Origin of the sequence: Sphingomonas sp. Leaf208, assembly GCF_001421415.1 — a bacterium.
Taxonomy (GTDB): domain Bacteria; phylum Pseudomonadota; class Alphaproteobacteria; order Sphingomonadales; family Sphingomonadaceae; genus Sphingomonas.
In genome coordinates, this window is the sequence record NZ_LMKH01000037.1 from 67,136 (window position 1) to 92,353 (window position 25,218).

Here is a 25,218-nt window from a genome sequence, read left to right on the forward strand (position 1 = left end):
GACGATCAACATGCCCTGCCACGAAAGCAATCCTACATCCCGCCAAAGCATCATTCGGTTGCAGCACAGCGCCCATCCGCCCATCTCCGGTCGCATGGCAAGCCTCCTAGACCCCACCGCCCGCGGGCGCGTCATCCTCGTCGGGGCGGGCCCGGGCGATCCCGGACTCCTCACCGTTCGCGCGGTCGAGGCGTTGAAGACCGCCAACGTCGTCGTGCACGACGGGCTGATCGACCCGCGCGTCCTCGACATCGCGCCGCCCTCGGCACAGCGCATCTCGGTCGCCAAGCAGCGCGCGCGCCACACGCTACCGCAGGAAGCGATCAACGCGCTGATCATCGCGCACGTGAAGACCGGCGCGATCGTCATTCGCCTCAAGGGCGGCGATCCGTTCGTGTTCGGTCGCGGCGGCGAAGAGGTCGAGGCGGTCCGCGCTGCCGGCCTGCCCGTCGAGGTGATCCCCGGCGTCTCGGCCGCACTAGGCTGTGCCGCCGAAGCGATGCTCCCCCTCACCCACCGCGATCATTCGAGCGCGGTCAGCTTCGTCGCCGGCCAGTGCAAGGGCCTGACCGAACAGGATTGGTCGGGGCTTGCTGGCCAAGGTCGTACGCTGGTCATCTACATGGGCATCGCCACGGCAACCGAGATCGCAGACAAGCTCATGGCCGACGGCGTCGCGCCCGACATGCCCGTCGCCGTGCTCGAACGCGGCACGCTCAAGGGTAGCCGTGCGATCCGAACGCTGCTTGCCGATCTCGGCGCGATGGTCACGCGCGAGGCGGTGAAAAGCCCGGCGATTATCGTCGTCGGCGAGGTCGTCGAACTGTCGGACGCCGAAGACAAACTCGCCCGCTGGGCCCGCGTAGCAGAGGACGCCGCCGCATGAAGTTGTTGACCGGAAACGACCTTCCCACCGGCGATGTCGTCTGGTGGACCGGCAATGGCTGGTCGCGCCATATCGAGGATGCGGCTGACGTCGGCGTGGCGGGTGAGTCCATCCTCCAGGAGGAGGAAGGCGCGCGTCGCGTCAACGTGCCCTATCTGATCGAGGCGACGCAGACCGATGAAGGCCCCCGCCCCGCCCACATCAAGGACCGCATCCGCGCTTTGGGCCCGACGATGCGGCCCGACCTGACCCTCAAACCCGCCGACCCCAACGCCGGCAGCTGGGTAATCTGACATGTATAAATACGACGAATACGACCAGGCGATCGTCGACCAGCGCGTCGACGAATTCCGCGATCAGGTCCGCCGCCGTCTTTCGGGCGAGTTGACCGAGGACCAGTTCAAGCCGCTGCGGCTGATGAACGGGCTGTACCTCCAGCTGCACGCGTACATGCTGCGTGTCGCAGTGCCGTACGGGACGCTCGATGGCCGCCAGATGCGGATACTCGGCCACATCGCGCGCAAGTACGATCGCGGCTACGGCCACTTCACCACGCGGCAAAACATCCAGTTCAACTGGATCCAGCTCGACCAGACCCCGGACATCCTCCAGGAGCTGGCGACTGTCGAGATGCATGCCATCCAGACCAGTGGCAACTGCATCCGCAACATCAGCTCCGACCAGTTCGCCGGCGCCGCCGCGGACGAGGTCGCCGACCCGCGCCCCTGGGCCGAGCTGATCCGGCAGTGGAGCACGTTCCACCCGGAATTCACCTACCTGCCGCGGAAGTTCAAGATTTGCGTGATCGCGGCGGACGAGGATCGCGCGGCGATGCGCCTGCACGACATAGGTATCGGGCTGCACGTCCGTGACGGCGAACTCGGCGCGAAGATCTTCGTCGGCGGCGGCATGGGCCGCACGCCGATGATCAGCCACGAAATCCGCGACTTCGTCCCCGCCGACGACCTGATGAGCTATCTCGAGGCGTGCCTGCGCGTCTACAATCGCTACGGCCGCCGCGACAACATCTACAAGGCGCGAATCAAGATCCTGCTCCACGAGATCGGCCCCGACGAATATCGCCGTCAGGTCGAGGAGGAGTTCGCCGCGGTGAAGGGCCTTGGGCTCGATCCCCCGCGGGCTGAGTTGGAGCGCATCACGAGCCACTTCGGTGCGCCAGCGTTCGACACGGACGCTGGCACGGACATCGATCGCAGCGACCCCGATTTCGCCGTCTGGCTCGACCAGAACGTCCGCACCCACAAGCAAGATGGTTACGCTATCGTAACGATCAGCTTGAAGCCGGTCGGCGGCATTCCCGGCGACGCCTCGGCCGACCAGATCGACCTAATGGCCGACCTCGCCGAGCGCTACAGCTTCGACGAACTGCGCGTCACGCACGCCCAGAACATCGTCCTGCCACACGTTCATAGGCGTGACCTTCATAACCTTTGGACCGCTTTGAACGCGGCGGGCCTCGCCGAAGCCAATCTCGACCTGATCAGCGACATCATCGCCTGCCCCGGTCTGGATTACTGCAGCCTCGCCAATGCGCGCTCGATCCCGCTCGCGCAGAAGATCGCGACGCGCTTCGGCAGCCTCGATCGCCAGCGTGACCTTGGCGAACTGAAGCTCAAGATCAGCGGCTGCATCAACGCGTGCGGGCATCATCACGCGGGCCACATCGGCATCCTCGGCGTCGACAAGAAGGGCACCGAGAATTACCAGCTCTCGCTCGGCGGTTCCGGCGCGGAGGATGTGAGCCTCGCGAAGATCACAGGCCCCGGTTTCTCCGAGGACGGCGTGGTCGACGCGATCGAGCGCGTCACCGACCGCTATCTGCAGGTCCGCGATTCCGGCGAACGCTTCCTTGATACCTACCGCCGCGTTGGCTTCGAGACGTTCAAGGAAGCGATCTATGGTTGAGTATCCGGACCAGACGCTGCTCCGCTTCCGCGACGACGAGCCGCATGACGAGCCCGCGGTGACGCTCGACTCGTTCATCGGCCAGAGCAACGCCGCCGCCGTGCGCCTGGAAGCGGGCGACGATGCGCGTGCGCTGTTGCCGCAGATCGACCAGCTTGCGCTGATCGAGGTGAGCTTCCCCGGCTATCGCGACGGGCGTGGCTATTCGTCCGCGCGGATCCTGCGCGAGGCGGGCTATACCGGCGAACTGCGCGCGCAGGGCGACGTTCTGGTCGATCAGATCCCGTTGATGCGGCGGTGTGGGTTCGACAGCTTCGCACCGCAGGCGCCGATCGACATCGACGTGCTGCGCGCGAGCCTCGAGCGCTACGATACGCCGTACCAGAAGGCGGCTGACGGCGCGGTGCCGGTGTGGAAGCTGCGCCATGGGTGAGCCCGCGCGCCAACTCGACATGATCGACGTCACGCCGGCGTTCACGCGCGCCGATGCGATGGCGATGCAGGAGCGGTTCGAAGGCGTCTCCGCACAGGAGATGCTGTTCGAGCTGCTCGTCGGCGAGTTGCGCGGGCGGATCGCCGCGGTGTCGTCGTTCGGCGCGGAATCGGCGGTGCTGCTGCACATGGTCGCGCAGGTCGATGTCGATGTGCCGGTAGTGTTCACGAATACGCAGAAGATGTTCGGGGAGACCTTGGCGTATCGTGACGAGTTGGCGGAGAGACTGGGGTTTACGGACCTGCGTGTGTTCCGTCCCGATCCGCGGTTGCTGGCGATCAAGGACAAGACGGGGTTGCGGTGGTCGTACGATCCCGACGGATGCTGCGACCTGCGGAAAGTAGAGCCGTTGCGGCGAGCGTTGGCGCCGTTCGATGCCTGGATTTCGGGGCGGAAGGGGTTTCAGTCGGGGACCCGTACTGCCTTGCCGCGGTTCGAGGAGGATGAGGGGCGGTTGAAGATCAATCCTCTAGCGGACTGGAACAAGGCCAAGCTCGACGCCTATTTCGCCGAGCATGATCTGCCGCGGCATCCGCTGGAGGCGCAAGGCTATCTCTCGATCGGCTGCGCGCCGTGCACGACCAAAGTCGTCCCCGGCGAAGACCCACGCGCAGGCCGCTGGCGGAGTTTCGACAAGGTCGAATGCGGCATCCACGCCCCCACCGATTACGACCCGATGATCTGACACCCCAGTCCCTCGCCCCTCCGGGGAGAGGGAGGGAGGAGCGTAGCGACGGAAGGGAGAGGGGCGTTGGGATCAACCGTCCCGAGCCTCACTCCCCTCTCCCTTCCCACGGCAAGAGCCGCGGGCCCCTTCCCTCTCCCCGAAGGGGCGAGGGACCTGGTAAGATCAATACTCGGCGAGATCCGAGAACTTGGTGATCGTCGGATCGAACTTCATCCGGACCTTGCCGGTCGCGCCGTGGCGCTGTTTGGCGATGATCAGTTCCGCCAAGCCGTAGACGCGCTCCATCTCCGCCGCCCACGACGCATGGTCCTCGAAAATCTTCGAGCTATCACCCTCCGCCGGCCGCTTCGGCTCCTTCGACGCGACGTAGTAATCCTCGCGGTAGACGAACCAGACCATGTCGGCGTCCTGCTCGATCGAGCCCGATTCGCGAAGATCCGACAGCATCGGCGTCTTGTCTTCACGCGATTCGACCGCACGCGACAGCTGCGACAGCGCCAGCACCGGGACGTTGAGGTCCTTCGCCAAGGTCTTTAGCCCGCGCGAAATCTCGGAGATTTCCTGGACGCGGTTGCCGTCCTTGCTCTTGCCCGAGCCCGACAACAGCTGGAGGTAATCGACCACCACCAGCCCGATCTCGTTGTTATGCCGACGCTGCAACCGGCGGACACGCGTATGCAGCGCACCGATCGAAAGGCCGCCGGTATCGTCGATGAACAGCGGCAAATTCTCAAGCTCGGCTGCGGCGGCGGCCAACTGCGCGAACTCGGTGCGGCTGATCTTGCCCATGCGGAGTGATTCCGACGAGATCTGCGACTGCTCGGCGAGAATACGCGTCGCGAGCTGATCGGCGGACATTTCCAGCGAGAAGAACGCGACCTTCGCGCCGACCGAATCCTTCGGGGCGATTCCGTCGGCCATGTCGCGCATCCAGCGTCGCGCGGCGTTAAACGCGATGTTGGTGGCGAGCGACGTCTTGCCCATGCCCGGACGGCCGGCCAGGATCATCAGATCGCTGTGATGCATGCCGCCGATCTTGGCGTTGATCGAATCGATACCCGTAGTGACGCCCGACAGGTTGCCGCCCGAGTTCAGCGCGCGCTCGGCCATCTTGACCGCGGCGGTCGTCGCCTGCGCGAACGACTTCACCGTGTTTTCGGAACCGCCGTCGGCCGCAACCTTGAACAGCTCCTCCTCGGCCAGTTCAATCTGCGCGCGCGGATTGACCTCCTCGGAGGTATCCATCGCGCGATCGACCAGCGTCCGCCCGACCGACACGAGCGCACGGAGCATGGCGAGGTCGTAGATCTGCTGCGCGAACTGGCGCGCACCGATCAGCCCCGCGCCGCTACCTGTCAGCCCCGCCAGATACGCCGGCCCGCCAAGCTCGCGCATACCCTCGTCCGCATCGAACATCGGCCGCAGCGTCACCGGCGTTACCAGCATGTCATTGCCACGCAGCGTCTTGATCGCCGCGAAGATGCGCCCGTGGACCGGCTCGAAGAAATGCCCCGGTTCGAGCTTGTCGACAAGATCGTCCGCGAGCCGGTTGTCGATCATCATCGCGCCAAGCATCGCGGCCTCGGCCTCGACGTTGCGGGGAAGCTGCTGCGGCTCGGCCACGGCGGGAACGGGGAATGCGAGAGTTGCCATCCCCTGCACCTACGCGATGCATGGGTCCTCGTCCAAGCCGCTCGCGCCGGAATGCTGGGGATAAGTGACAGGGCGAATGTCCCCCGCTATCGAACCGGTATGGCCGACCCGCGGATCATCGACGTGCAACTCGACGAGACCAGTCTCGGCTGGCGCTCGCCCGACGTCGAGCAGGAGCGGCGGATCGCGATCTTCGACCTGATCGAGGGCAATCACTTCGCTCCGCAGCGCGCCTATGCCGACGGCTATGCGGGGCCGTACAAGATCAAGCTCCAGTCGGAGGAAGGACGCCTCGGCATCCATATCCACCGCGAAGACGACACGCATCTCGAGACTTTGGTGCTCGCGCTCGGGCGCTTCCGCCGCCCGATCCGCGATTATTTCGTGATCTGCGACAGCTATTACCAGGCGATCAGGCAATCCTCCCCCGCCCAGATCGAGACGGTCGACATGGCGCGCCGCGGCGTCCACAACGAGGCCGCCGAGTTGCTCAAGGAGCGTCTCGACGGCAAGATCGAGGTCGATTTCGACACCGCGCGACGGCTCTTCACGCTGATCTGCGTTCTCCACATCCGCAACTAGAAGACCCATGGCCCACGCACTTTTGAAATTCGCAGCCGCGCTGGCCGCGACCGGCTTTGTCGGTATCTGCGGCTGGACCGCGGCCACCGGATGGCACCCCGACGTCAAACACTACCCGTTGCAGGGCATCGATCTCGCCGAGAACCCCGGCCCAGTCGAATGGGGCACGGTGCGCGCAAGCGGCGCCGACTTCGCCTATATCGTCGCGACGTCGGGCACCGACCGCCGCGATCCGGCGTTCGAGGCGAACTGGGCGGCGCTGCCCGAGGCCGGGCTGCGTCGCGGCGCCGTCCATGTCTATTCGCTGTGCCAGCGCGCCGACGAGCAGGCGAACGCGTTCAACACCTTCGTGCCGCGGACGTCGGACGCATTGCCGACCGCGGTCGACATCGCGTTCCACGACGACTGCACCGCACGGCCGGATCGCGCGACGCTGATCGCCGGCATCGCGCAGTTCGTGACGATGGTCGAGACGCACACTCGGCAGCCGGTGATGTTGCGGATCAGCAAGGCCGTGGACTCGAAATACACGCTGTCGGACGCCGTCCCGCGGCCGCTATGGGCGGTGGAGAATATCCTCAAGCCCGACTACACCGCGCGACCGTGGCGGATGTGGCGCGCGAGCGATTTCCGCCGCATCGACGGGATCGAGGAACCGGTGAACTGGGACGTGGTGGCATCATGAACGAACAAGCAATGCAACTCGTGGCGGCAGCACGCGATGCGTCGAAGAATGCCCACGCGCCCTATTCGCGGTTTGCGGTCGGTGCGGCCGTGCTGCTCGACGACGGCACGGTGATCACCGGCGCGAACTTCGAGAATGCGAGCTACGGCCTGTCGCTGTGCGCAGAAACGGTCGCGATCGCCACCGCGAGCGCGGCGGGCAGGCTGCGCGATATCGTCGCGATCGGCGTGATCGGTGGCGCGATGGATGCGGACGGCCGCGCGACGGGCACGTCCCCCGTCAGTCCCTGTGGGCGCTGTCGCCAGGTCATCAACGAAGCCGCGCAGATGGGCGGCCGCGACCTGCCGGTGCATTGCGGCGCGGCGGAAGGCGATGCGATCCGCACCTATGTCGTATCGGAATTGCTGCCTGACGCGTTCGGCCCGGCGGACTTGGGGGTTAGCTAAGCCGCGCGTCCCAAGGGGCCGCTGCTAGCCATTCGCGTACGCCGTTGGGCTGCGTGATATTCGACACGACCAAACAACAGGTCGAGGTCCTCACGGCTGACGTCGAGCGTTTCGCCGAGATCGGCGAGCGCCTTGTCGAGATCTTCGGCCCGGAGCGCGGCTTCGGTCGGCACGGACGCCGCAACGGGCACGCGGTGCGGATAGCTATGCCCTGAAAACCGGTGAAACAGGATTCCGCACGCCGTCAGTATGATAGCGTTCAGCGCGATCGGGACCAGCACGAACGCGAAGCCCGCGTCGATAACCGCAGGCCCCCCAACCACCGCGGTCAACGCGACCGCACCCGCGGGCGGATGCAGCGATCGGGTCAGCGACATCATCAGGATCGCCGCGCCGACCGCGATCGGCGCTGCGAGTTCAGGCATCGGTACGAGCATCCTCACGGTGACCCCGACCAGCGCGGCGATGATATTCCCGCCGATGACCGACCAGGGCTGTGCCAGCGGGCTCGCCGGTACCGCGAACACGAGGACGGCCGCGGCGCCCATCGGCGCGGCGATCAGCAGGAACGCGCCGTGCGGGTGAACGACCGCCGCACTGATCGCGCTGGTCAGGCCGATGCCGAGCAGCGCGCCCAGGCACGCCCGCAGTCGATCCCTGAGGTTCCCCCCTGCGAGAATAGGATCGAAGAATTTGCGCATGCGAGACACCCGGTGGACGATGCCTGATCCATATGGCGAGATCGCCGGCAAGTCACGGCGACCGGCCGGTCGTGAGGTGGACCGATTACCCCTGCGCGGGCATTTCGTAGAAGCCGCGGAACCGCTTGCTCGGCGCGAAGGCGCTTGTCTGGCCGATCACGGTTTCGCCCGCCCCCATCACCAGCACGCCGCCCGGCTTCATCGCCTTGGCGATCTTCGGGAACACCTCGGCCTTGGTGTCGGTCGACAGGTACAGCAGCACGTTGCGGCACAGGACGACGTCGAACTGTCCGGGCGGCGCTGGGTCGGATACCAGGTTCATCCGGCGGAACGCGACCATGCCGAGCAGGTCGGGCTTCGCCACCCAGTCGCTGCCGGTCGTGTCGAACCAGCGAATCATGCGACGCACCGGCAGGCCGCGCTGGATCTCGAACTGCGAGAAGCGACCAGACCGCGCCCGGGCGACGGCGGCATCGGACACGTCGGTGGCGACGATCTCGGGCATGGGGACGCCACTTGTCTCGCGCCGTTCGGCGAACTGCATCGCGAGCGAGAGCGGCTCCTGACCGGTCGAACAGCCTGCGCACCAGATTCGCGGGCGACGACCGTCACGCTCGGCGTCGGCGACCGCCTCGGCGAGCATCTCGAACACCTGCGCATCGCGGAAGAACGACGTCTCCTGGTTGACGAGCGCATCGACGATGGAGTCGCCGATCGAACGATCGCTTCCCTGCAGCAACTGGGTCACCAACTGGTCGAGCGTATCGAGTTTGCGCGCGCGCAACAGCGGTTTCAGCGCAGTGTCGAGCCGCCATGAGCGATAGGCGGCGATCTGTTGACCGGTGCGCGCCTCGAGCAACGCGGTGAGGACGTTGATCGTGGCCTGCGACGCGGCGGGTGCGGGAGCGGCGCGCGACGTCATGGTCGGCGTCGCGTTGCCGCGAGGCGACCGATCGCGTCGGGGGCCAGCACGGCGTCGGCGATGCCCGAGGCGGCGATAGCCCCCGGCATGCCCCACACCACCGAGCTTTGCCGATCCTGCACGACGACGCACCCGCCGCTGTCGTGGACGCGCCGCGCCCCCTCCGCGCCGTCGCGCCCCATGCCGCTGAGCACGACCGCAAGCAGGCGAGGACCATAGACGTCGGCAAGCGAGGTCAGCATCGGGTCGACCGACGGCATGCAACCGCTAAGCGCAGGCTCGTGCGTCAGGCGGAAGGCAGCGCCGCCTTCGGACAGCTTCACGGCCTTGAGATGCGCGTCGCCGGGTGCGATGATGATCCGACCTGGACGGATCCGCATCCGGTCGACGGCGACGTCGCACGGGCGTCCGGCAAGGACGGCGATCTGAGCGGCGAAATACGGCATGAACGACGCGGGCAGATGCTGGGTGATGACGATCGGCAGGCGGAACCCGGCGGGCATCTGACCGAACATCTGGCTCAACGCATGGATGCCGCCGGTCGAGGCGCCGATCGCGACGATGTCATAGTCGTCGCTGGTCGAGACCGGGGGGATCGACAATGACTTGTCGGCGGGAGGCATGGGCAAGACGGGTGCGCGCACGACCAGCGCAGGTGGCACCTGCGCCGGATACTCGCTCAGCATCTCGAGCTTGTTGACCAGTGCCGAACCAAACCGCGTCGACAGGGCACTCGTCGATGGCTTGATCAGCGTCTCGGCCGCGCCGAGTGCCATCGCCCGCAAGGCGGTAGCCCCGCCCTCGTCCGCGCTGGACGACACGATCAGGACCTTCGCGCCCTGCCCCGCCGCGATCAGGTCGGGCAACGCGCTGAGCCCGTCGATCCCCGGCATCTCGATATCGAGCAGGATGAAGTCGACCGTCGCGCGATCCAGGAATGCCAAGGCCGCAGCGACGTTGCCGACCGCGCCGACGACCGAGAACCGGTCGCTCGCATCGATCAGCCTGGCGATCACCGCACGGACGACCACCGAATCATCGACGATCAAGACCCGGGCTGAGTCGAGCCCGTGGCGGTCCGCATGCCGCTCGGCAGAGTGGGTCCCGGTCGTCACGGCTAGGCCTGGATCAGGCCATGCCGACGATCTGGAGCTTCGATTCCAGCGTATCGCGGTCGAACGGCTTCATCACATATTCGTCAGCGCCCGCCTCGATCGCCGCACGGATATACGCCATCCCGTTCTCGGTGGTGCAGAACACGACCTTGGGACGGCGCGGCACGTCCGCCTCACGTAGCGCGCGGAGAAAATCCATGCCGCTCATCACGGGCATGTTCCAGTCGAGCAGGATCACGTCAGGGATCGACGCCATGCAGGACGCCAACGCCTCGCGGCCATCGCACGCTTCGGTGACGGTAAAGTCAAGTGTCTCGAGGATGTGACGCGCGACTTTTCGGATCACTTTCGAATCGTCGACGACAAGACAGGTCTTCATGGAAAGCCTTCCGGGAAATCGTGCGACCGTCCTAGATCGCAAACAGTAAGGAGGGAGTTAAGCGTTGGAACGTCGGCGTAAAACGTCACGCCGCGAGCGGCGACGTCGGCAGGACGACAGCGAGATCGATGATCAGCAAGGGCTCACCATCGCGCTCGACAAGTCCCGTACCAACCGACGCCCAGCCGCCACGTAGCGCCAAGCCCGACGACAGCGGCAGCCGGACGAACGGCGCGACGTCCTCGACCGAATCGACCAGGATGGCATAGTGATGCCCATCGACGATCGTGATGACCGCACGGCGCATCGTATCGGGGGTAGGTGCAAGTCCAAGCGCAATCCCCGTGTCGATCACGGTCACGACGCGGCTGCGCAACGCGGCCAGTCCGCGCACGAACGCCTCGGCGCGAGGCACCGCGACGATCTCGCCGATATCGACCACCGAATCGACTTGCGCCGCGTCGATCGCGACCCCGCGACCGGCGATATGCGCAATCAGGAACAGGTCGCTCATAATCCCCTCCGCGCGGCGATCGCAGCGATCAGCGCGGGGCGGTCATAGCGATAGACACTCGGGTCATCGTCGCCGTCCGCCATCCGCGATCGCCGCAGCGTCACTACTGGCGCGTGCGCAGCCGAGACCGGCGCATCCTCCATCTCCAGCGCGACCGCCGCCGTCTCGCCCGCCGCCAGCGCGGTGACGCAGCGATAGCCCGAGGCCTCCAGCGCAGGTTTCAGGAAGGTTTCCATCCAGCCCGACCCGTCGACCTGCAACAGGCATAGCGGCGGAGTCGCGATCTTGACTGGCTCACCGGCGAACAACGCATGCGGATCGACCACTTCGACCTGTTCGCCGGCGATCAGCACGACACCCGCGATCGGAGCGCCTGCATCCGTTCCGCCACGACGCGCCGGCGCCATATCTGCAGGCAACGCCACGATTTCGATTGCTTCGGCGATCGCATAGGCCATCTCGCTCTCGCCGTCGGTGAGCCGCAGCACCGCGATCTCGGTCCGATCGCCGAACCCGCCGACCGCATGAACCGGGATGATCGCGTCGCCTATCGTCAGTCTCATCGCCCCCGCGGTCCGGCGGATCGCGTCGACCGGTACGGGCTCGACGCGGTCGATCACCGCCAGCGCGATCGCGCGTCGTTGCCCGTCGAGATCGTCGAACAGCAGCGCCGGGATGCCGGGAACAGCGACCTCCTCGACCGCGTCGTTCACCGCCACCGGGGCGAACCGCAGGTCGGCGACAGTCGCGATCCCCGCCGCATCGAGCAGCAGCATCGGCAAGCCATTGTCGGGCAAGGTCATGCCGGCATACACGCCCGTCGCCATGATCGCGGGGGACGCCGGCTTCACGACCAGTTCCTCGGTATCGATCACGGCGTCGACGCCTAGCGCGTAATCACCTTCGCGGGTCGACACGATCACCAGCGTCGGCGGCGGTTCCGACCCGAGCCCGAACAGACCGGCTAGCGCCACCAAGGGCATGCGACGCCCCCGCACCAGCACCGCCGCCGCATCGCCGATCGCCTCGATCCGCACCTGATCGCCGCGCACCAGCACGATCTCCTCGACCGATTGGCGTGCGAGCGCGAAACGCTGCGTTCCGACTTCGACGATCAGCGTCGTGAGGATCGACAGCGTCAGCGGGACGCGCGCGATAATTCGCAGCCCCCTCCCCGGATCGTTGACGAGGACGATGCGGCCGCCGATCTGCTCGATATTGGCGCGCACCACGTCCATGCCGACGCCGCGTCCCGACGTCGCGGTGACAACATCACGGCTCGAAAGGCCGGGCGCAAAGATCAGGTCGAGCTTCGCCGTATCGCTCATCGCCGCCAGTTCGGTCGCGGTGTGGAGCTTCTGCTCGGCCGCCTTGGCGACGATCCGCGCGACGTCGATGCCCCGGCCGTCGTCGCTGATCTCGATGAGGATCTGGTTGCCTGATTGCCGCGCGGACACGACAAGCCGCCCCGCCTCGGGCTTGCCCGCGGCCCGACGCGCCTCGGGTGTCTCGATACCGTGGTCGATCGCGTTGCGGATGACATGGAGCAACGGATCGCGCATCAGCTCGATCATCTCGCGATCGAGTTCGACATCGGCACCGTCGATGACGAGGTTGACCGACTTCCCCAGTTCCGCGCTGGTATCGCGTACCATCCGTGGCAGCGCGGAGAACAGCGCGTCGACCTTCTGCATGCGCGTCCGCGTGACCGTGTCACGCATGTCGGCGACCGTCAGCGACAACCGCTCCAGCGCAGCCTCGACCTGCGGATCGGCGTCACCATCGCGCAATCGCCGAGCGAGGTCGTTGCGCGCGAGGACCATGTCGGACATACCGCTCATCATCCGATCGAGCAGATCGACGTTGAGCCGGACGCTGCGGCTGGCCGCCCGCCCCGCCGGCACAGCAACGACCGCGACCTTGGGTTTGGCATCCGGCGCCAGCGCGGCGATCAGCGAGTCTTCGGTAGAATCGTCCAGCGTTGCGCCCGCGTCGATCGCCTCGACGATCTCGCCGATCCGGTCGACGATGCCGAGCACGGCGTCGACCAGCGCGGTATCGGGCGTCCGCTTGCCGTCGCGCACCGCCGCCAACACGTCCTCTGCTGCGTGACTGAGCCGGGCCAGCCGCGGCAAATCCAGGAACCCGCAGCTGCCCTTCACAGTATGGACGAAGCGGAAGATCGCATCGAGACGCGCACGATCGGTCGGATCGGACTCCCACGCGACGATCTCGCCGGCAATCGCTTCCAGCGTTTCGCGCGTCTCGGCAATGAATTCCTGTAACAGATCGTCCATGCGGCCCCGCGTTCGAGCCCGTCATGCATGCTTCAGGTTAAGGCGAGGTTAGTTGTCCCGCCCGTCTCTACGGGATCAGCGCGCGTTGAAGACCGCACCGAAGATCATGATGCCCTCGGCAGGCTCCGATACGATGACCTTCCCGCCGGCTTCCGCGACGACGGTGTTGATCATGTACGCAGCCGCCGCGCGCGGCGTGACAGTGTGCGCGCCCTCCCCCTCGACCAGTGTTCGGCGGATCTTCGGGTCGAGCACGATCCGGGTGCCCTCGATCTTCACGACGATCTCCAGCTGACCGTCATTGTCCTCTCCCCCGACCTCCATCGTGCCGCCGCGTACCAGCGACTCGGTTGCCACGAGGACTAGGTTGAGCAGTATTTTCACCGCGGACTTCGGCATTGCCGGCGTCTCGACAGCCCAAACGAAGGTGATCCGCTTGTTCTCGGCAACTAGACCTTCGATCGCGTTCCTGGCCTCGTGCGTATCGACCAGCTCGCCGAACCCGCCCGCCGCACCGAACGCCAGCCGGAAGAACTTCAGCTTGCTCGCCGACGCGCGCGCGCTGTCCGCGAGCAACTCCATGACGCGCTCGCGCATCGCCGGATCGGTCTCGTCCGCCAGCAGTTCGAGCCCGTTGTTGAGCGCCCCCACGGGCGACAGCAGGTCGTGACACAGGCGCGAACAGAGCAGGCTCGCGAAATCGACCGGGCTGACCGTCATGAAATTCCCCTAATTCTGGAAGGTCTTGTGGCGGGCGGGCGACAAGTGCGCAATGCCAACTTGCGGTACCCTATACAGTAGAAGCCGCCACCCTTCTTCCTCCCTCCCTGAAAGGGAGGGGTCGGGGGTGGGTCGGCCCGTTTGATCCACACCCGCAGGATATGCGGAAGCCAACCCACCCCCAGCCCCTCCCTTCCAGGGAGGGGGGAAGAAGGGTGGCGCTACTCAACGACCTCGATCGCCTCCTCGACAAACGCCCCCACCTCGGCCGACCGCCACGCCCGAGCCTCACCACCACCAAGGATCACCCAGACCGCCCCATCCCCCATCGCCTGCGCCGCATCCCGAGGAGACGGCACCGGCAGCCCAGACGGATGCGAATGATAATGCCCGATCACTGCCAGCTCGCCTCCCCGAGCCCGCCGATGGGCCGCAAACAAAGCAGCCGGGTCGATCTCGAAAGCCCGCGCAGTGTTCGCCGCCACGTTCGCGCACGCCTCCGCTGCCTCGATCAGCCCCGCCGCCCCGAACAGCAGCCCGCAGACCTCGGCGTCTGGCGACGCATTTGCCTTCGCGACCAACCGCTCCAGCAGTTCGCTTGAAATCGTCACGCTCATCGCCACATTAGTATGACATGGACCGGGGGGTTTCCATCATCGAAGCATCGATCACGCCGGCCACGGATGGCTGGAGGCTCGATCGTGCGCTCGCCGAAGTGCTTCCCGACATGTCGCGCGAGCGATTGAAGGGGCTGATCGCCGCGGGTCAGGTTACCCTCCACGGTCGCGAATGGCGTGATTCGGCGAAGAAGGCCGCGGCCGGTCAGGTGTTCGCCGTCGCGATCCCGCCGCCGATCCCGCTGCACAACGAAGCGCAGGATATCCCGCTCGTCGTCGCGTACGAAGACGAGGACCTGATCGTGATCGACAAGCCCGCGGGCTTAGTCGTCCACCCCGCTGCGGGCAATTTCGACGGCACGCTCGTCAATGCGCTGCTCCACCATTGCGCCGGAAATTTGTCGGGTATTGGCGGCGTCGCGCGACCGGGCATCGTCCACCGCATCGACAAGGACACTTCGGGGCTGATGATCGCCGCCAAGACCGACGGCGCGCACGAAGGTTTGGCGAAGCAGTTCCACGACCACAGCATCGACCGCCGCTACAAGGCGATCGTCGGCGGCATCCCGCGGCCGCCAAGCGGCACGGTCAATGCGCCGCTCGCGCGGAGTCCGCAGAACCGCAAGAAGATCGCGATCGTCGAGGGCGGTAAGCGTGCGGTGACCCATTTCTCGACGATCGAGACACTGCGCGACGCGGCGCTGATCGAGTGTCGATTAGAGACGGGCCGCACGCATCAGGTACGGGTGCACATGGCGTCGATCGGCCACGCCTTGTTGGGAGACCCGGTCTATGGTAGAACAAAGCAAGCTCAGAAGTCGCTGCTCGAAACGCTTGGTTTCCGCCGGCAGGCCTTGCACGCGGCGCATCTGGGGTTCATCCATCCGGTGAAAAGCATCGCTTTGGCGTTCGAAAGCGAAATGCCCGCAGACATGCAGGAACTGTTCACCCAGCTTCACGTATAGATAATCGAGCCCATGCCGCATTGCGGCAATCGGGGTCATCAGAAAGGGATTACGACCATGGCAGCCCGCTCCAACGTTCCAGCGACGATACCTGCGCTCGGCAGCGAGGCGGGTCTCAATCGTTATCTTGCCGAGATCAAAAAATTTCCGCTCCTGAAACCTGAGCAGGAATACATGCTCGCCAAGCGTTTCCAGGAACATGGCGACACCGAGGCTGCGGCGCAGCTGGTGACCTCGCATCTCCGCCTCGTGGCGAAGATCGCGATGGGCTATCGCGGCTACGGGCTGCCGACGTCGGAACTGATCTCCGAGGGGAACATCGGCCTGATGCAGGGCGTGAAGAAGTTCGAGCCAGAGCGCGGCTTCCGGCTCGCGACCTATGCGATGTGGTGGATCCGTGCCTCGATCCAGGAATATATCCTGCGCTCGTGGAGCCTCGTGAAGATGGGCACCACCGCCGCGCAGAAGAAGCTGTTCTTCAACCTGCGCCGGATGAAGAGCCGTCTTGATGCGTTCGAGGACGGCGATCTGCGCCCCGAACACGTCACCAAGATCGCGACCGACCTCGGTGTCGCCGAGACAGACGTCGTCAGCATGAACCGCCGCATGGCGATGGGCGGCGATACGTCTCTCAACGTACCGATGCGCGAGGACGGCGAAGGCCAGTGGCAGGATTGGCTGCAGGACGATGCGCCGTTGCAGGACAAGATTGTCGCCGATGCGCAGGAGGCGGACGTTCGCCACTCGATGCTGGTGTCGGCGATGGACGACCTCAACGAGCGTGAGCAGCATATCCTGACCGAGCGTCGCCTGACCGACGATCCCAAGACGCTCGAGGAACTGTCGCAGGTCTACGGCGTGTCGCGCGAGCGCGTGCGGCAGATCGAGGTGCGTGCGTTCGAGAAGCTGCAGAAGGCGATGATGCGGATTGCCGGCGAGAAGCGCCTGCTGGCGGCATAAAATGGTGCGCACCGTCGTCATCGGCGGCGGTGCGGCCGGTATTGCCGCGGCAAGAATGCTGCACGATGCGGGGCAAGAGGTGCTGTTGGTCGAGGCCAATGATCGCCTAGGTGGCCGCGCCCACAGCCTGTCCCTCGCCTCCTCGTTCCCCCGCGAAGGCGGGGGCCCAGACAGGACCCCCGCCTTCGCGGGGGTACATGTCGACGCTGGTTGCGGCTGGCTACACTCCGCCCAGCGCAATCCTTGGACTCAAATTGCCGAGGCGACGGGCTTTACGGTAGACCGCTCCGACGCGAACTGGCGCACCCAGTGGCGGGACCTCGGTTTTCCACCCGAAGACCAGTCGGCCTCAGCCACAGCTTACCAAGACTGGAACGAGCTAGCCCTCGCCGCCCTTGCAGGCCCCGATCGTCCCCTCTCCGACTTCATTGCTACCAAAGACAAATGGCGCCCTAAGATCGACGCGATCTCCGGCTACGCCAATGGCGCGAACCTCGCGCAAGTCTCGCTCCACGACTGGGCTGCCTACGAAGAGGCCGCAACTGACGACAATTGGACAGTCAAGGAAGGCTACGGCACACTCGTCGCCAGCCGTGCCGCTGGCCTGAACATCCGCCTCTCGACCCCGGTAACGCGCATCGACCGCAGCGGTCGTTGTCTTCAACTCGACACCCCGGCTGGAACGATCGAGGCGGACCACGTGATCGTCTGCGTCCCCACTACCGTCCTCGCCAAGTCGCAGATCGTCTTCGATCCGCCGCTCCCCGACAAGCACGCCGCCGCCGCGGACCTCCCGCTCGGCCTAGCGGACAAGGTGTTCCTCCACGTCGACCGGCCCGAATGGCCGACCAACGCGCACCTGGTCGGCAACCCGTACAGCGCTTGCGCCGCCAGCCACCGCTTGTCGCCGTTCGGCTGGCCGATCGTCGAGAGCTTCTTCGGCGGCGACTGCGCGGAAATGCTGGAAGATGGCGACGCCGCGCAGTTCGCAATCGATGAACTGGTGGGGTTGCTCGGCAGCGACTGGCGCAAGCGCTTCACGCCGCTGGCCGCAACCCGCTGGCGCCACGAACCCTATATCGGCGGAAGCTATAGCCACGCGCGGATCGGCCGGGCCGATCAGCGCGCCATCCTCGCCGCCTCGGTCGACGGCCGCATCCACTTCGCGGGCGAGGCCTGCCACCCATTCGATTTCTCGACAGCACACGGCGCGTACGAAACCGGCGTGACTGCCGCCAGTGCAGTCATTGGCGAGGCCGCGACGATCGCATAAGAAGCGGCGATGGGCCTTATCCGCATCGCTGCAAAGATCGTCTTCGCCTTCGTCCTGATCACGGTCGCGTGGGTCGGCATCTACCGCTTCGTGCCGGTCCCCTTCACGTTGACGATGATGGGCGACGTCATCAACGGCCACGGCGTGACCAAGGACTGGATGCCGCTGTCGGAGATGGACCCGGACATGGCGCGCGCGGCGATTGCTGGCGAGGACTCGCGGTTCTGCTCGCATCATGGCTTCGATTTCAAGGCGATGGCGGGCGCGGCGGCGCGCAATGCGCAGGGCGGGCGGATCCGCGGCGGCTCGACGATCAGCCAGCAGACCGCGAAGAACGCGTTCCTGTTCCAGGGCGGCGGCTATGTGCGGAAAGCATTCGAGGCGTATTTCACCGTGCTGATCGAGACGCTGTGGGGGAAGCGGCGGATCATGGAGGTGTATCTCAACATCGCCGAGACCGGGATCGGGACGTACGGCGCGAACGCCGGGGCGGTCCGATATTTCAATCACGATGCGTCGCGACTGTCGCCGACCGAGGCGGGGCGGATCGCGGCGGTGCTACCGTTGCCGAAGAAGCGAGCCGCGATCGATCCGCACGGTTTTGTGCGGAAACACGGGAATACGCTGTCGCGGCGGGTTCCTGTTGTGCGGAACGATGGGTTGGACAGCTGCTTGCGAACCTGACCCGTTCCGCCACCCCGGATCAATTACGTGTGGCGGAGTGAGAGGCGGCTGAACTCACCGTCAGCTTCCGTTCTGCTCACGAACCCGCCCCCTCACCCGTCACCCCAGCGAAAGCTGGGGTATCCTCGTGGCGAAGGTTGCGCGTCACCGAGGGATATCCCAGCTTTCGCTGGGATGACGGGCTTGTGACGCTCGGGGGTGCGATTTGTAAGGAGACAGTCGCAGGTATCAGAACGGCAGCTTGAACCCAGGCGGAAGCTGCAGGCCGCTCGTCATTTTCGACATCTCGCTGCCCGACACCGCATCAGCCTTGGCGCGTGCGTCGTTGAATGCGGCGGCGAGAAGGTCCTCGAGCATCTGCTTCTCGCTCACCTGCATCAGCGAATCGTCGATTGCGATGTTGATGATCCGGCCTTTAGCGGAGGCCTTGATTTTGACGAGCCCGCCGCCGGACGCGCCCTCGACCTCGATCGTGTCGAGATTGGCCTGCGCCTTTTCCATTTCGCTCTGGACGTTCTGCGCCATCGCGAGGATTTCATCGATATTCTTCATGCGTTGCTCCTTTGACCTGGCCACGATTCGAGCTGGGCGTCGGGAAACGCTGCCACCGCGGCCTTCATGATGGGGGATTCGAGAATGGCTTGCCGCACCGCCGCGTCGGCGGCGTCCTGCGCCTCGCGCAGCGTCGGCGCGCCGGGGGCGTCGACGATCGACACTTTCCACGCGGTCCGCGTCACGCTCTTCAACAACGTGTTGAGTTCGGCGAGCGTGTCGGCCGAGACAGGGCGACTGCCGCTGAGGACGAATTCGGGCGGCGCATAGCTTACGATACGCGCGCCGTGACGAAGGCGTGCGGCGATCGCTAGGCCGCCCGACTCGTCGAGCAGATCGACCAGCGCTTCGAACGTCGGCGGCAGGATCGGGCCGGTCGCGACCGGTTCGGGCGCCTTCGCAGCGGATCCAGCGTTCCAGGGCGGCGCTTCGCCGGAAGGGGGTGTAGGTGGCGGCGCCGCCGTTGATGCGACCGAAGGAGCCGCACCGCTGGCGATCTGGCGGGCAAGCTCGCCGGGGTCGGGCAGCGTCGAGGCGTAGATCGCCCGCAACAGCGCCATCTCCGCGGCCTCGATCGGCAGCGCTGCCTTGGCGACCTCGTCATGCCCCTTGAGGAACAGCTGCCACAGGCGGTGCAACGCGGGATAGCCGAGCGATGCCGCCCATTCCTCGCGTGCCGCGCGCTCCTCCATCGGCTGCGCGGCGTCCGCCGGCGTGCCGACCTTGGTCAGCGTGATGCCGTGGACGGTTTCGAGCAGCGAGCGCAGCACCGACAGCGGGTCGACGCCGTAGTCATATTGGCGGCGCATCGAGGCGAGTGCCCCTGCCCCGTCGCCAGCGAGGATCAGCGTCAGCAGGTCGCGCACCGCGCCGCGATCCGACAGGCCGAGCATCTGGCGAACCGCATCCGCGGTCACGCCGCCGCCTTCGAGCCCGGCATGCGCGATCGCTTGGTCGAGGATCGACAGACCGTCGCGCGCGGAGCCTTCCGCAGCGCGCGCGATTAGCATCAGCGCTTCGGAATCGGCGACGACGCCTTCTTGCTCGGAAACCCACGCGAAATGCTTCGAAAGCTGTTCGGCGGAGATGCGGCGCAGGTCGAAGCGTTGGCAGCGCGAGAGCACCGTCACCGGGACCTTGTTTACTTCGGTGGTTGCGAACAGGAATTTTACATGCGGAGGCGGCTCTTCCAGCGTCTTCAGCAGCGCGTTGAACGCGTTCTTCGACAGCATGTGGACTTCGTCGATGATGTAGATCTTGAAGCGCGCGGTGACCGCCGAATAGCGCGACGCGTCGATGATCTCGCGGACGTCGTCGACACCGGTATGGCTGGCTGCGTCCATCTCGATCACGTCGATATGGCGGCCCTCGGCGATCGCTCGGCAGGGTTCGCAGACGCCGCAGGGGTCGATCGTCGGGCCGCCGTCGCCGTCGGGGCCGATGCAGTTGAGCGCCTTCGCGATCAGGCGGGCGGTCGACGTTTTCCCGACGCCGCGGACGCCGGTCATCAGGAAGGCGTGGGCGAGCCGGTCGCGCTTGATCGCGTTGCCGAGCGTCTGGACCATCGCGTTCTGCCCGATCAGCTCGGAAAAGGTCTGCGGACGGTATTTGCGCGCGAGCACGCGGTAGGCGGGGGCATCCGGTGTTTTAGCCGGCTGCGGGGGTTCGCCCAGGTCGAAGGAATCTGACATTGCGGTCGTCATAGCGGGTGCTGCGCGTGCTGTCGAAGGGGTCGGAAGTTCACAAAGTTCACACGCTGGGAAGAGTGTGCACTTCGACGTGCCCGGAGGCTGGCGAGTGGCTTTTCGGAACCTGTTATGTGGGCAGTGCCGGTCATGCGCGGCTTATGCCACAACACTGCGGCGTAGGATAATTGTTTGGAACGTTGCGGGAACATCGGGCGTGGTTTGGGCCCGATTGCGCTTGGGTGATTGGTTAGCGAGGAAGTTTAGAAGTGCGCTGCGGCTAAGCCGCATCGTCAGTCGGTGCTCTGCACCGCTGGCCGCGCTCGCGTTTGCTTGCAAACGTTCGCGGTGGGAGCCGGGACGACCCGTGGCTTAGTCGTTGTGGCTGCTTCCTTCCGGATCTGACCAAGTTGGCGACGACCACGTCCGCCCGACTCCCGCGGCGCATATGGCGGGGTCGGGCGGGATGATCAAGCCGCTTTAGCTTGAAGCGGGTTCAGCGCCCCGGCTCAACGGTTGTAGCGCACCGTGCGGCAGACGCGCTGGCGGTGATGGTTGCGATAGACGTTGCGGCAGACCTGGCGCGTGCTGACGACGTGGCGGCGATAACCGGGACGGCGATCGTCGTGGCGAACGACGGTGCGCTCATGGACAACGGTACGCTGCGCCGAGGCTTCGGCCGCGATGCCGACGGGGGCGAGGCCGGTGAGTGCGACGAGACCGGCGGCGGCGATGGTGAACAACTTCATAATACTCTCCTTTTGGGTGCGGGGCCTCCCGACCCCGGCAACCTATGTTATCAAACTAAAGGGGTTCGTTACGGTTCCGTACTAGCGGCGGAAGCAGCGACGAACCGGGCCGTAATAGCCACGCTCTATCCGGCAGACGACGCGCGAGCGGCCGTATCCGCGAGGTCCGCGATAGCCGTAGCCGCCGCCACGATAGCCGTAGTCGCCACGATACCCGCCGGCATAGCCACGATAGCCGCGATCCCTGCCGCGCCAGCCGCGGTCACCGTGCCAGCCGCGATTGCCATGCCATCCGCGGTCGCCGTGCCAGTCGCCACCGCGGCGGGGGCCGTCCCAGCCGTGGCGCTGCGCATCGGCGGGGGCGGACGCAAACAGGGTTCCCGCGGCCAGAGCGCCAGCGGCGAACATTGCGATGATCTTCATGTCCGGTACTCCTCTCAAGACCTCGTACATTGAGGCGATGAAGGGATAATCCGCTCCCGGCCGTGCACGTTCCCTGAACCGGCCGTTGTCTTCCTGTAAGCTTTGCTGTCGTTTATTCTGGGATGCGGACGGTCAAGCCGTCGAGAGCGTCGGTCAGGTGGATCTGGCAGGCGAGACGGCTGGTGCGCGTCGCATTGTGTGCGAGATCGAGCATGTCCTCCTCGTCCTCGCTCGCTGGCGGCAGTTTGAGGAAGTCGGCGGCATCGACGATGACGTGGCAGGTCGCGCACGCGAGTTGGCCTTCGCAGGTGCCTTCGAGCGGCTGGTTGTCGGCTTGCGCCACGTCGAGCAGGCGATCGCCGGGGTTGGCCGCAGCGGTGCTGACGGTGCCGTCGCGGGCGATGAAGCGGACGATCATGGCCATTGCGCCTCGGCTGCAGAGGCGATCGCATCGATCGCGTCGCGGAGTTCGGTTTCGGCGGTGTAGCGGCCGAAGCCGAGGCGGATGCTGGAGCGCGCCTGCGCTTCGGTGAGGCCGATCGCGCGGAGGACGTGGCTGGAGCGGCCAGACCCGCTGGCGCAGGCGGACCCGGCGGAGAAGGCGATGTCGCGCAGGTCGGACATCAGGCGGTTCACGTCGAGGTTTGCGCGGCGGACGTTGAGGTTGCCGTGGTAGCGATGTTCGGTCGAGCCGTTGATAATCCAGCCGGGGCCTAGGCGGTCGAGCGCGAGCGACCAGAGGCGGTCGATGTGTGCAGCGTCCTGGTCTTTGCGATCCGCCATGAGTTGTGCGGCGGCGCCGAAGCCTGCGCAGAGTGCGGGTGACAGCGTGCCCGAGCGGCCGGGGGCTTCCTGCCCGCCGCCGTGCATCAGTGGCGCGAGTTCGACGCCGTCGCGGATCCAGAGTGCGCCGATGCCCTTGGGGCCGTGGATCTTGTGCGCCGAGATCGCGATGAGGTCGACGGTGTCGGGAACGGGCACGCGGCCATAGCCTTGCACCGTGTCGCAGAGCATCGGCGCGCCGGCTGCGTGGGCGATCTCGGCGAGCGCAGCGATCGGCTGGATGACGCCGATCTCGTTGTTGACGAGCATCGCGGCGACGAGCCCGGTTCCGGGGCGGATCGCGGCGCGGGCTTGGTCGAGGTCGACCATGCCGTCTTGGTTGACCGGGAGGACCGTGACTTGGCGCCCCCTCGCCGCTTCCGCTGCGACCGTATCGAGGACGGCCGCGTGTTCGGTGGCGAGCGTGACGATCGGGCCGGGCGTGCCCTTGATCGCCCAGTTGAGCGCTTCGGTTGCGCCGCTGGTGAACGCGACGCGACCGCCCGGAGGGAGCAGCGCCGCAACCTGATCGCGCGCGACTTCAACCGCCGCTTTGGCGCGGCGGCCTTCGCGGTGCGGGGAATGCGGGTTGGCGTGCTGTGATTCGAGCCAGGGGAGCATTGCCGCGAGCGCTTCTGGCGCCAGCGGGGTGGTCGCCTGATAGTCGAGGTAGGTCATGCCCCCAGTCTCGCAGGGCGCTTTATGTCCTGGGCGATCCGCGTCCAGGCGTCGGCGAACTTCGCGACATCTTCGGGTGTCGTGGTCCAGCCGAAGCTGACGCGGACGACTTCGGCGGCGGCTTCGGCGGAGTAGCCCATTGCCGCGAGGACGTGGCTCGGGCGCATGCTGCCCGACGAGCAGGCACTGCCGGCGGAGACGGCGAAGCCGGCCATGTCGAGTCGGATCAGCTGGGCGGCGGAACTGACGCCGGGCATGCGGTAGGAGGCGATCGTGGGGATGCGGGGGGAGTTTTGCGCGACGATCTCGCCGCCGCTCGCGAGGATGGCTTCGTCGAGTTTGGCGCGAAGGTCAGCCATGTTGGCGAACCAGTCTCGAGGTGCATCGAGCGCAGCGGCGAACCCGAGCGCGCCGGGGAGGTTCTCGGTGCCGCCACGGTAGCCACGCTCCTGCCCGCCGGTCGGGTCGAGCATCCCGAGATCGCGGACCAGCAGCGCGCCGATGCCGGGAGGGCCGCCGAGCTTGTGTGCGGAGACGATGATAAGGTCGGCTTCGGGGAGCGGGAGCTTGCCGGCGGTTTGGGAGCAATCGGCTATCCAGAGACCGGTGGGGCGATCCTGGAGAACACCTGTTTCGCTGTTGGCGGACTGGAGTGCGATCGTCTGGGTTCCCTCCCCGTTCGTGACGGTACCGCCGGCATCGACCTCCAGCATCACCGGCTGTTCGGCCGCGCGGAGGACCGCATCATGCTCGACCGCCGCCACCGCGACACCCGGGCGGCCACGCAGCGCCAGCGCTGCGGACTCGCTCGCGCCGCTGGTGAGGATCACGTGATGCGGCCAGTCCAGCGCCTGCGCGATCCGCTTCCGCGCGCCCTCCAGCGCAGCCCGTGCCGCCCGCCCCTCGACATGCGGCGATGAGGGGTTCGCCCAGCGCGCCATGCCTTCCATCACCGCCGCGATCGCCTCGGGGCGCATCGGCGTGGTGGCGGCGTGATCGAGGTAGATACGCGAGTCGTTACGGGCCAGGGTCGGTTCCAATTGCGAAAAGGGGCTCGAACCCTATATAGCGTTCATATTCCGGCACTCCACCCGAGTGCGTATCCCAGCTCGCGAGTGCCTATGCCAGAAGTCATTTTCCCCGGTCCCGAAGGCCGTCTCGAAGGTCGTTTTGCGCCGGGACCACGTCCGCGCGCACCCGTCGCGATGATCCTGCACCCGCATCCGTCGGCCGGTGGCACGATGAACAACGCGATCGTGCAGCAACTCTACAAGACCTTCCAGCGGCGCGGGTTTGCGACGCTGCGGTTCAACTTCCGCGGCGTCGGCAAGAGCCAGGGCGTGTTCGACAACGGCGTCGGCGAGCTGAGCGATGCGGCGAGCGCGCTCGACTGGGTGCAGAGCTTCCACCCCGAAGCGCAGACGACCTGGATCGCGGGCGTCAGCTTCGGTGCGTGGATCGGCATGCAGCTGCTGATGCGCCGGCCGGAGATCCGTGGGTTCATTTCCGTGGCACCGCCGGCGAACCTGTACGACTTCACGTTCCTCGCGCCGTGCCCGTCGAGCGGGATCATCATCCAGGGTGAGGCCGACGAGGTTGCTACGCCTGGGGCTACGCAGAAGCTGGTCGATAAGCTGCGCACTCAGAAGCACATCACGATCCATCACGACACGATCCCGAAGGCCAACCATTTCTTCGAGCATGAGATGTCGGAGTTGATGGGGTCGGTCGACAAGTACCTCGACATGCGGTTGGACCCGAACTCGCCTATCCGGTGAGGTTAGCCTTTTCCCCTCGGGGAGA

The 25,218-nt window shown here is 66.1% G+C and carries 29 protein-coding genes and 1 other RNA gene; 13 read left to right on the forward strand and 17 right to left on the reverse strand.

The features are described from left to right. Positions 1-94: 94 nt before the first annotated feature. Genes cobA through ASE69_RS19745 form a run of 5 tightly spaced genes read left to right on the forward strand, consistent with a single transcriptional unit; the run spans position 95 to position 3,990 of the window. The gene (cobA, locus tag ASE69_RS19725; protein WP_056490515.1) at positions 95-886 is read left to right on the forward strand and encodes a uroporphyrinogen-III C-methyltransferase; all 792 of its coding nucleotides are present in this window, start codon (positions 95-97) and stop codon (positions 884-886) included. Then, positions 883-1,179 (forward strand): DUF2849 domain-containing protein, encoded by a 297-nt coding sequence (locus ASE69_RS19730; RefSeq protein WP_056490518.1) that lies wholly within the window; start codon positions 883-885, stop codon positions 1,177-1,179. The genes cobA and ASE69_RS19730 overlap by 4 nt, the downstream gene beginning before the upstream one ends. A 1-nt stretch (position 1,180) precedes the next feature. Beyond that, positions 1,181-2,812, forward strand: coding sequence for a nitrite/sulfite reductase (locus tag ASE69_RS19735; RefSeq protein ID WP_056490522.1), 1,632 nt, complete (start codon positions 1,181-1,183; stop codon positions 2,810-2,812). Next, a complete protein-coding gene (locus ASE69_RS19740; protein WP_056050673.1) occupies positions 2,805-3,245 on the forward strand; it encodes a DUF934 domain-containing protein in 441 nt (146 codons plus the stop codon). Before ASE69_RS19735 ends, ASE69_RS19740 begins: the two co-directional genes overlap by 8 nt. Then, positions 3,238-3,990, forward strand: a complete 753-nt coding sequence (locus ASE69_RS19745; protein WP_056490525.1) for a phosphoadenylyl-sulfate reductase — start codon at positions 3,238-3,240, stop codon at positions 3,988-3,990. The genes ASE69_RS19740 and ASE69_RS19745 overlap by 8 nt, the downstream gene beginning before the upstream one ends. Before the next feature lie 165 nt (positions 3,991-4,155). Here ASE69_RS19745 and ASE69_RS19750 read toward each other — a convergent pair whose 3' ends face one another. Then, positions 4,156-5,646 (reverse strand): replicative DNA helicase, encoded by a 1,491-nt coding sequence (locus tag ASE69_RS19750; RefSeq protein WP_056063049.1) that lies wholly within the window; start codon positions 5,644-5,646, stop codon positions 4,156-4,158. 99 nt (positions 5,647-5,745) lie between these two features. Here ASE69_RS19750 and ASE69_RS19755 point away from each other — a divergent pair, with 99 nt between their 5' ends. From ASE69_RS19755 to ASE69_RS19765, 3 genes are read left to right on the forward strand one after another with little or no spacing between them, the layout of a single operon-like run. Continuing rightward, on the forward strand, positions 5,746-6,228 hold the full coding sequence (locus ASE69_RS19755; protein WP_056490528.1) for a UPF0262 family protein: 483 nt from the start codon (positions 5,746-5,748) through the stop codon (positions 6,226-6,228). A gap of 7 nt (positions 6,229-6,235) precedes the next feature. Continuing rightward, positions 6,236-6,913: a glycoside hydrolase family 25 protein gene (locus ASE69_RS19760; RefSeq protein WP_056490530.1), complete on the forward strand. Its 678-nt coding sequence runs from the start codon at positions 6,236-6,238 to the stop codon at positions 6,911-6,913. Next, positions 6,910-7,359 (forward strand): cytidine deaminase, encoded by a 450-nt coding sequence (locus ASE69_RS19765; RefSeq protein ID WP_056490532.1) that lies wholly within the window; start codon positions 6,910-6,912, stop codon positions 7,357-7,359. Before ASE69_RS19760 ends, ASE69_RS19765 begins: the two co-directional genes overlap by 4 nt. Here ASE69_RS19765 and ASE69_RS19770 read toward each other — a convergent pair. The 8 genes from ASE69_RS19770 to ASE69_RS19805 all read right to left on the reverse strand — a co-directional run bounded on the left by ASE69_RS19770 (position 7,356) and on the right by ASE69_RS19805 (position 14,624). After that, positions 7,356-8,060, reverse strand: a complete 705-nt coding sequence (locus ASE69_RS19770) for an HPP family protein (RefSeq protein ID WP_056490533.1) — start codon at positions 8,058-8,060, stop codon at positions 7,356-7,358. The genes ASE69_RS19765 and ASE69_RS19770 overlap by 4 nt on opposite strands. 85 nt (positions 8,061-8,145) lie before the next feature. Further along, a complete protein-coding gene (locus ASE69_RS19775; RefSeq protein ID WP_082453267.1) occupies positions 8,146-8,982 on the reverse strand; it encodes a CheR family methyltransferase in 837 nt (278 codons plus the stop codon). Continuing rightward, positions 8,979-10,097 carry a chemotaxis protein CheB gene (locus ASE69_RS19780; protein ID WP_082453268.1) on the reverse strand — a complete coding sequence of 373 codons (1,119 nt, stop codon included), beginning with the start codon at positions 10,095-10,097 and terminating at the stop codon, positions 8,979-8,981. The genes ASE69_RS19775 and ASE69_RS19780 overlap by 4 nt, the downstream gene beginning before the upstream one ends. A gap of 13 nt (positions 10,098-10,110) precedes the next feature. Next, positions 10,111-10,476, reverse strand: a complete 366-nt coding sequence (locus ASE69_RS19785; protein ID WP_055878033.1) for a response regulator — start codon at positions 10,474-10,476, stop codon at positions 10,111-10,113. Positions 10,477-10,561: 85 nt separating this feature from the next. Next, positions 10,562-10,990, reverse strand: a complete 429-nt coding sequence (locus tag ASE69_RS19790) for a chemotaxis protein CheW (RefSeq protein WP_056490536.1) — start codon at positions 10,988-10,990, stop codon at positions 10,562-10,564. Continuing rightward, positions 10,987-13,287 carry a chemotaxis protein CheA gene (locus tag ASE69_RS19795; protein WP_056490539.1) on the reverse strand — a complete coding sequence of 767 codons (2,301 nt, stop codon included), beginning with the start codon at positions 13,285-13,287 and terminating at the stop codon, positions 10,987-10,989. The genes ASE69_RS19790 and ASE69_RS19795 overlap by 4 nt, the downstream gene beginning before the upstream one ends. Positions 13,288-13,362: 75 nt before the next feature. Then, a complete protein-coding gene (locus ASE69_RS19800; protein WP_056490542.1) occupies positions 13,363-14,007 on the reverse strand; it encodes a histidine phosphotransferase family protein in 645 nt (214 codons plus the stop codon). A 221-nt stretch (positions 14,008-14,228) separates the two neighbouring features. Next, positions 14,229-14,624: a M67 family metallopeptidase gene (locus ASE69_RS19805; protein ID WP_056490731.1), complete on the reverse strand. Its 396-nt coding sequence runs from the start codon at positions 14,622-14,624 to the stop codon at positions 14,229-14,231. A 17-nt stretch (positions 14,625-14,641) separates the two neighbouring features. Here ASE69_RS19805 and ASE69_RS19810 point away from each other — a divergent pair, with 17 nt between their 5' ends. From ASE69_RS19810 to mtgA, 4 genes are read left to right on the forward strand one after another with little or no spacing between them, the layout of a single operon-like run. Further along, positions 14,642-15,589 carry an RluA family pseudouridine synthase gene (locus tag ASE69_RS19810; RefSeq protein ID WP_056490544.1) on the forward strand — a complete coding sequence of 316 codons (948 nt, stop codon included), beginning with the start codon at positions 14,642-14,644 and terminating at the stop codon, positions 15,587-15,589. A 57-nt stretch (positions 15,590-15,646) separates the two neighbouring features. Next, a complete protein-coding gene (gene rpoH, locus ASE69_RS19815) occupies positions 15,647-16,549 on the forward strand; it encodes an RNA polymerase sigma factor RpoH (protein WP_056048373.1) in 903 nt (300 codons plus the stop codon). 1 nt (position 16,550) lies between these two features. Then, positions 16,551-17,822 carry a flavin monoamine oxidase family protein gene (locus tag ASE69_RS19820; RefSeq protein WP_056490547.1) on the forward strand — a complete coding sequence of 424 codons (1,272 nt, stop codon included), beginning with the start codon at positions 16,551-16,553 and terminating at the stop codon, positions 17,820-17,822. Between the two features lie 9 nt (positions 17,823-17,831). Continuing rightward, positions 17,832-18,506, forward strand: a complete 675-nt coding sequence (mtgA, locus tag ASE69_RS19825; RefSeq protein WP_056490550.1) for a monofunctional biosynthetic peptidoglycan transglycosylase — start codon at positions 17,832-17,834, stop codon at positions 18,504-18,506. 228 nt (positions 18,507-18,734) lie between these two features. On the opposite strand, the gene ASE69_RS19830 is transcribed toward mtgA, so the two are convergent. From ASE69_RS19830 to ASE69_RS19860, 8 genes are all read right to left on the reverse strand, one after another. Further along, a complete protein-coding gene (locus ASE69_RS19830) occupies positions 18,735-19,058 on the reverse strand; it encodes a YbaB/EbfC family nucleoid-associated protein (protein ID WP_056490553.1) in 324 nt (107 codons plus the stop codon). Then, complete coding sequence (locus tag ASE69_RS19835) at positions 19,055-20,749, reverse strand: DNA polymerase III subunit gamma/tau (protein ID WP_056490735.1); 1,695 nt, start codon at positions 20,747-20,749, stop codon at positions 19,055-19,057. The genes ASE69_RS19830 and ASE69_RS19835 overlap by 4 nt, the downstream gene beginning before the upstream one ends. A 339-nt stretch (positions 20,750-21,088) precedes the next feature. Beyond that, positions 21,089-21,184, reverse strand: an RNA gene (gene ffs, locus ASE69_RS21600) — signal recognition particle sRNA small type. A gap of 68 nt (positions 21,185-21,252) precedes the next feature. Then, positions 21,253-21,492, reverse strand: a complete 240-nt coding sequence (locus tag ASE69_RS19840; protein ID WP_056490555.1) for a hypothetical protein — start codon at positions 21,490-21,492, stop codon at positions 21,253-21,255. 81 nt (positions 21,493-21,573) lie between these two features. Beyond that, complete coding sequence (locus tag ASE69_RS19845; protein WP_056490558.1) at positions 21,574-21,915, reverse strand: hypothetical protein; 342 nt, start codon at positions 21,913-21,915, stop codon at positions 21,574-21,576. A 112-nt stretch (positions 21,916-22,027) separates the two neighbouring features. Further along, entirely contained in the window at positions 22,028-22,333 is a 306-nt protein-coding gene (locus ASE69_RS19850) for a 2Fe-2S iron-sulfur cluster-binding protein (RefSeq protein ID WP_056490740.1), read from the reverse strand. Beyond that, a complete protein-coding gene (locus tag ASE69_RS19855; RefSeq protein WP_056490562.1) occupies positions 22,330-23,415 on the reverse strand; it encodes a cysteine desulfurase family protein in 1,086 nt (361 codons plus the stop codon). Before ASE69_RS19855 ends, ASE69_RS19850 begins: the two co-directional genes overlap by 4 nt. Continuing rightward, a complete protein-coding gene (locus ASE69_RS19860) occupies positions 23,412-24,455 on the reverse strand; it encodes a cysteine desulfurase family protein (RefSeq protein ID WP_268795514.1) in 1,044 nt (347 codons plus the stop codon). Before ASE69_RS19860 ends, ASE69_RS19855 begins: the two co-directional genes overlap by 4 nt. 81 nt (positions 24,456-24,536) lie before the next feature. On the opposite strand from ASE69_RS19860, the gene ASE69_RS19865 reads away from it, so the two are divergent. Next, positions 24,537-25,193: an alpha/beta hydrolase gene (locus tag ASE69_RS19865; protein ID WP_056490565.1), complete on the forward strand. Its 657-nt coding sequence runs from the start codon at positions 24,537-24,539 to the stop codon at positions 25,191-25,193. Positions 25,194-25,218: the final 25 nt, after the last annotated feature.